Here is an 817-nt window from a genome sequence, read left to right as displayed (position 1 = left end):
AGATATGGAATGTAAAATGAAATTTTTTGTAATAAATTGGGCATTGACGAATAACTGCAACTACAAGTGTAGCTACTGTCACTCAGATCTGCATAGTGGCTCGATTAAAGCTCCATCGTATGAATTTGTAGTTCAGTTTATAGATGAAATATTTAAATATTCCAGAAAGTTGGGACTGAAACCATATTTTGAATTTGGTGGCGGTGAAGTGACTATACTTAGATATTTTAGTGACCTAATCAAATATATCCATAAAAATACTGGGTTAGTCAGCATTGTTTCAAATGGTTCGAAATCTTTGAAGTGGTGGAGTGAAAACGGTAAATTTTTAAATGGTGTAAGCTTGAGCTACCATTTAACAGATATCAAGAGCGAGTCTCATTTTATTGACATATCAAAGGTTCTTGAGGCGTCTCAAGCCACTCGCTTTCACGTCAATATAATGATGATTCCTGAGCGGTTTGATGACTGTTTAGAGTTTGCAAACCGGCTAAAACAAGAAGTTCGTTGCTCTATAGCTTTGCAGCCACTTTTTGAAGGCTTTGGACATGGTGGGATTACTAATAAGTACTCATATACGACCAAACAAGAGCAAATAATGAAAGACTTCAGAGGGCGACCAGAGATCAAAAAGCTTCCTCCAGCAATGGCTGAGTTAGAAGTAAACTATGCAGATGGCAAAACCGAGAATCTATCCACTTTTGATTTAATTGCCAATGATCAAACTAATTTTGTTGGTTGGGATTGTTATGCAGGTATTGATAGCTTAGTCGTTACGTTTAGTGGTGATATTTATCGTTCTTGGTGTATGCAAGAT

The 817-nt window shown here is 36.5% G+C and carries 1 protein-coding gene; it reads left to right on the top strand.

Annotated features, from left to right (window positions below; genetic code table 11):
* Positions 1 to 16: 16 nt before the first annotated feature.
* Positions 17 to 817: radical SAM protein (locus AB4653_RS18910; RefSeq protein WP_372105000.1), on the top strand; the 801-nt coding region annotated here is incomplete at its 3' end.

It is taken from the genome of Vibrio sp. 10N.222.48.A3 (assembly GCF_041475345.1).
GTDB lineage: Bacteria > Pseudomonadota > Gammaproteobacteria > Enterobacterales > Vibrionaceae > Vibrio > Vibrio tasmaniensis_A.
This window is presented reverse-complemented; position numbering and strand designations above follow the sequence as displayed.